Consider the following 5,882-nt stretch of genomic DNA (forward strand, 5'->3'; position numbering starts at 1 on the left):
TCGTCGACCATGACCAGCGCGCCATCGCGCTCGACCACCGGCCGCTCTTTGGCGAAATAGAGCGGCACGACGGGTATCTCCTCGGCGCGGACATATTCCCAGACGTCGAGCTCGGTCCAGTTGGACAGGGGAAAGACGCGCATCGACTCGCCGGACTTGATGCGTGTGTTGAACAGACGCCAGAGCTCCGGACGCTGGTTGCGCGGGTCCCAGGCATGAGCGGCCGATCTATGTGAGAAGATGCGCTCCTTGGCGCGGCTCTTTTCCTCGTCGCGACGCGCGCCGCCGAACGCCGCATCGAAGCCGTAGCGGTCGAGCGCCTGCTTCAGCGCCTCCGTCTTCATGATCTGGGTATGGAGCGACGAGCCCGACGAGATCGGGTTGATGCCGCGCTCGACGCCCTCGGCATTGACGTGCACGATCAGTTCGACGCCGAGCCGCCTCGCAGTCTCGTCGCGAAAGCTGATCATGTCGCGGAATTTCCAGGTGGTATCGACATGCAGAAGCGGGAAGGGGAGTTTCGCCGGATGGAAGGCCTTCAGCGCCAAATGCAGCATGACGCTCGAATCCTTGCCGATCGAATAGAGCATGACCGGCGCTTCAAACGCGGCCACGACCTCCCGCATGATCTCGATCGATTCGGCTTCGAGGCGCTTCAGATGCGGCGGCAGCGGCGTGCGGCTTGGCTCGGTCATGTGACGACGTCGATCGAATGGAAGGTGATTGGGCAGCCAGGACTGCGTTCGGCCTGGGATCATGGTGATAGCACGGGGATGAGCAGAGGGCACGTCATTCGGTTTCTTCGATGCCCAAGTTCCGGCGAATTGTGGACGAGTCAAAGCCGCACAAAACAGCAGCGTTTTGCCCAACAACAACATATTTGCGGCCCCGGGTGCTCCTCTTTTGGCCCTATTGGAACGATTAAAAACCAGCCGCTTAGGTGGCGCATAATGAGACAGCCCTGGGCCGATGAACGTCGGTTGTTGGGGGACAAGCACGTTCAACGCATTCTCGCATTCTGTGGAAAGCGCCGGGCAGGATACGAGCTACCATCTTGAGATCGGGGAGATGATTAATGGCGACTAACACATTCAACGCGACGGCGCTCGCGAACGGCACTTCGACTTTGAACGTGCGTGCAGACGCACTCAATCAGTCGACGGATCTGGTTCAGGCCGGCGTCGTCTTCAACGATGCGATCCGCGCGTCGCTGGGCCTTTTCAATCTGACGGGCTCGGGCAACTCGAATCCGTTCCTCACGTCCTACACGACCGACCTCCATGCGGTGCAGAACGACATCAACGCGATGCTTGCCAATGCCGGCAACGTCACGCTGGGCGGGAAGGCGTTCGCGCTGAACGCGACCGACACCGCCGTGCTCCATAGCGTCAGCAGCCAGTTGACCACGCTGATCAACACCGCACCGCAGACCACCAACGCGGCGACGCTGTCGGCTGCCGACCAGACGCTTCATGCGGTGCAGAACGAGATTCTGCAGGAGATCCACAACGACGCGCATCTTTCGTCTGCGCTGAACAACGTCACCTTCATGGCGACGACCGGCGCGAACGACGTCGCGTTCCAGAACGTGCCGGCCGGCGCCGACGATCCGGCGGCCCTGGCGGCGGCGACGGCGGGCACCAGTCTGCAGGCTGTCGGTGAAGTGTTCAATGCAGCGACCACTCTTGCCGCTGGCGGAATCAACGCCGCGAACCTCGGTCAGATCACCACCGATTTCACCGCCGTGCAGCAGGGCGTCAACGCCATCCTGAACAACCATACCCAACTCGCCCAGATCGAGGCAGGCGAGACGGCGAATGCCGCGGCGCTGACCACGATCCATCTGCAGACCGTGGCGCAGCAGCTTCAGCTTCAGCTTCAGAAGTACGACGGCGCCGAGGCGACGGGCAGCCCGACCGCCTTGCGCGGTACCGCCGACAATCTGCTCGACATCATTGACATCGTGCAGAACGACGCCAACCTGAACACGGCGGCCGGCGGCACCGGTGCCGCGGGGCATATCGGCGGCTTCGCCGAAATGCCCGGCGGTCTCCAGGGGACCGTCACCAAGTTTCAGGACAACCAGGTCCAAACCAACTTCTGGGCGGCGTTCCTGGCTGAAGCCAACACCATCAACGCGACGCTTCAGAAGATCGCCACCGGCGGTGCGACGGCCAGTCAGGCGCTGATCACCCAGATCCAGAACTATCAGCAGTTCGGCGCCAATTTCGACGCGGCGCAGGGTCCGGTGTTCCAGGGCCGCTTCGACAACGAATTGAACCATGGCACGCTGGAGGCTGATAGCAATGCGGCGGTTCATGGGCTGACGGGCATCCTGAACGGCGATACCGGCGCTGCGCTTGCCGCGGATAAGGCGGAGATCGCGGCCGCAGGCCAGGGCTTCGCCGCCGACGCCATGGACGTGTCGGGCAACAACGTCCCCGTGGGGGGCGGCACCTATGTCGGCTCGGCGACGACAGTGACCACCGCGACCTCGGTCAATGGTGTTGCGCATGGCACGATCCCGGTGACCGCGACTCCCAATATCGCCAACGGGACGGGCGGCACTCAGGCGACGCCTCCGGCGAGCACGCCTCCGGCCGGTGGTACACCTCCGGCGGGTGGTACGCCTCCGGCTGGTGGCACGCCTCCTGCTGGCGGTACGCCTCCTGCTGGCGGTACGCCTCCGGCCGGTGGTACGCCCCCGACCGATACATCTAGCGGCGATCACCACAACGACGGTGGCGGTCATGGCCTCGGCGCCGACTTGATTTCGCTTCTCCAAGCGCTGCAAAGCGGCGACACGGCGGGCGCCAACACCGCTCTTGCCGCGCTGGGTAACGATGTCCACAACAGCGGCGGGACCATGATCCATCACTTCGAGCAGATGTGGCATTGATCCCCGGTTGCCGGCTCGATCCATGACGTGATGAGTGGAGTCTACCCAGCGCAGGATGCCGTCCTGCGCTGGGTTTGATTTTGTCGGGTTGGCTGCGCCCCACGCTCGCTGCGGCTCGACTGCGCGCTGCAGCCTTGTCGTCTGAGCCATCATGAAGCCGGATTGTTCGCGTTCGCTCACCGATCACATCTGCGCCTGAAGAAGTTCTGTCCCTCTCATGAACGAACAAGCTCTTGCCCTCCGGTCTTCCGCAGCTCCATCGAGCGCGTTGGCCGGTGACGATTTCCTGCGTTCCGCCGAGCAGGTCTATCGCCGCCTTCTCGACAGCGAGCCGACCCACCTGCGCGCGCTGTGCGGCCTCGCCGTGGTGCGCAACCAGCTCGGTGCTGCCGCGGAGGCGCGCGACCTGCTCGGCAAGGCGGCTTCCATTGCCGGCCGGTCGGCCGAGGGGCAGGCGGCGCTCGGGACGGCGTTTCGGCGCATCAGCGACCTCGAGAGCGCGCGCCTCCATTTCGAGACCGCGGTCGAGCTCGATGAGGAGCATCGCGACGCCCGCCTGCAATTGGCCAATATCCTCTGCGCCAGTGGGGACGTGGCGGCGGCGGTGATCCAGTACGAGAAGGTGCTGGAGCTCGATCCGAACAACGCCGAGGCCCATCAGAACCTCGCGCTCGCCTTGCAGCGTCTCGGGAGACACGAGGCTGCGCTGGCCCATTGCGAGGCGACCGTCTCGCTCAGGCCGAAATCGGCGCTGGCGCATGTCGGCCTGGGCGACGCCCTTCGCCATGTCGGTCGATACGAGGACGCCATCGGCTGCTATCAGCAGGCGCTGGCTCTGGATCCCAACCTGACCGAGGCACACATCAATCTCGGCGGCTGCCTGATGATGACCGGCCGACGCAGCGAGGCCGTCCGGAGCTATCAGCGGGCGTTGACCATCAACCCGGGCCTGCCGGATGCGCACTACAATCTCGGCAATCTCTACGCCGAGCTCGACAATCTGGACGCGGCGATCAGCCATTACGAGAGCTCGCTCGAGCTCTATTCGGCTGCGGCCGACACCCACAACAACCTCGCCAACGTCCTGCGCAGGCGCGGGCGCAATCCCGATGCCATCCGGCATTATGAGGAAGCGATCCGCCTCAAGCCCGGCAACGCCGCCGCGCGTCGCAATCTCGGCGATGTGCTGCAGAGCGAGAAACGTTTCGAGGAGGCGGTCGCCTGCTATCAGGCCGCGTTGGCTGACCAGCCGGACGATGCGGAGCTTCTCAACCATCTGGCGTCCGCGCTGCTCGTGCTGGGCCGCGTCGACGATGCCTGCCGGGCCTATGATGCAGCGCTCGCGCCCGACAACCTCGGCATCCAGCTCAATTTCGCGGTCGCCAAACCGTTCACCGAGGGCGACGCGCGTCTGCCCTCGCTGCTGGAAGCCGCCGCGCGGGAGCAGACGCTTTCCGACGAGCAGCGCATCGCATTGCACTTTACGCTCGGCAAGGCCTACGCCGATCTCGGCGACGGAGAACGATCCTTCAGCCATCTGAGCACCGGCAATGCAATCAAGCGCAGGCATCTGACCTACGACGAGCGCGGAACGCTGATGCAGATCGATCGCATCCGCGAGGCGTTCACCGAGCAACTGCTGCGATCGCGGCGCGACGTCGGCTACGCGGCGGATGCACCAGTCTTCGTGGTCGGAATGCCGCGCTCCGGCACGACCCTGGTCGAGCAGATTCTCGCCAGTCACCCGCGCATTTGCGGCGCGGGTGAGATCAAGGATTTCTCGGTTGCGGTCGCCGAGATATTGGAGCGGCGCGGCAGCGGCGCCTATCTCGATCTGCTGGGCAAGGTGTCGGACGGTGACCTGAAGCGGCTCGGCCGAACCTATGTCGAGAGCATCGAGAGGCGTGCCGGTTTGCACGATCGCATCATCGACAAGATGCCCTTCAATTTCCTGTTCCTCGGCCTGATCAATCTCGCCCTTCCGCATGCAAAGATCATCCATGTGAAGCGGGATCCGGTCGACACCTGTCTCTCGTGTTTCTCGCTGCTGTTCCAGGAGGACCAGCCGTTCGCCTACGACCTGACCGAACTCGGGCACTACTATCGGGCCTACGACCACCTCATGCAGCATTGGCGCTCCGTTCTGCCGCCGGAGGTCATGCTGGAGGTGCAATATGAGGATATCGTCAAGAATCTGGACGGACATGCGAGGCGTCTGATCGCGCATTGCGGGCTCGACTGGGACGACCGCTGCCTTGCCTTCCACGAGACCAAGCGTCCGGTGCAGACCGCAAGCTTCGTCCAGGTGCGCAGGCCGATCTATGCCAATTCGGTCGGGCGCTCGCGGATCTACGGCGACCGCTTGAAGCCCCTCGTCGACGCTCTCGGCGTCGCCGCGCCGCCAATTGAGACGAAAGCCGAAACGGTCGTCGATCCGGTGGCGGCCAGCACGCGCGCCGAGCCGCCCGCCGAGCGGGCTTTCGCGCTGGCCAAGCGATTGCAGGAGCGCGGCGAACTCGCGATCGCGGAGCAGCTGTTCCGTTTCGTGCTCGCCGAGCGGCCGCAGCACTATGAGTCGCTGTTGGCGATAGGCGCGATCTGCGCGACGACGAACCGGCCCGACGCGGCGAAGGGCTATCTGCAGCTCTCGATTGCCCTCAACGGCAACGCGGCAGAGGCGCATGGCAGCCTCGGCGCGGTCCACGCCAATGTCGGGGAGATGGACGCCGCGTTGACCTGCTACGCGAAAGCGCTGGCGCTCAACCCTGATCACCCCGGCATCCTCTATGCCTTTGCGATGGTGCTGCAGACGCTCGGCCGGAACACCGAGGCGATCGATCATCTGAACCGGGCGATTGCCAGGAATCCCCAGCACCTCGATTCGCATTTTGCGCTCGGCAACCTGCTCTATGGTAGCGGCAAGGACATCGAGGCGGCCAAGTGCTACCTCAAGGTGCTCGAGTTCAGCCCCCGGCATCCCGAG

Annotated in this window: 3 protein-coding genes; 2 read left to right on the forward strand and 1 reads right to left on the reverse strand. The window is 64.2% G+C overall.

The features are described 5' to 3' along the window. The coding region (cysD, locus tag JOY90_RS10355) for a sulfate adenylyltransferase subunit CysD (protein WP_291691038.1) at positions 1–695 on the reverse strand (695 nt) is incomplete at its 3' end. Between the two features lie 380 nt (positions 696–1,075). Here cysD and JOY90_RS10360 point away from each other — a divergent pair. Then, a complete protein-coding gene (locus tag JOY90_RS10360; protein WP_291691039.1) occupies positions 1,076–2,899 on the forward strand; it encodes a hypothetical protein in 1,824 nt (607 codons plus the stop codon). 268 nt (positions 2,900–3,167) lie between these two features. Next, positions 3,168–5,882, forward strand: a 2,715-nt coding sequence (locus JOY90_RS10365; protein WP_291691040.1) for a tetratricopeptide repeat protein, incomplete at its 3' end; no start/stop codon positions are given.

Origin of the sequence: Bradyrhizobium sp., assembly GCF_019242285.1 — a bacterium.
Lineage (GTDB): Bacteria > Pseudomonadota > Alphaproteobacteria > Rhizobiales > Xanthobacteraceae > Bradyrhizobium.

Bases quoted from the DNA above. Each gene is read 5' to 3' on its own strand.
- JOY90_RS10360 (WP_291691039.1), top strand. From the start codon at position 1,076: ATGGCGACTAACACATTCAACGCGACGGCGCTCGCGAACGGCACTTCG.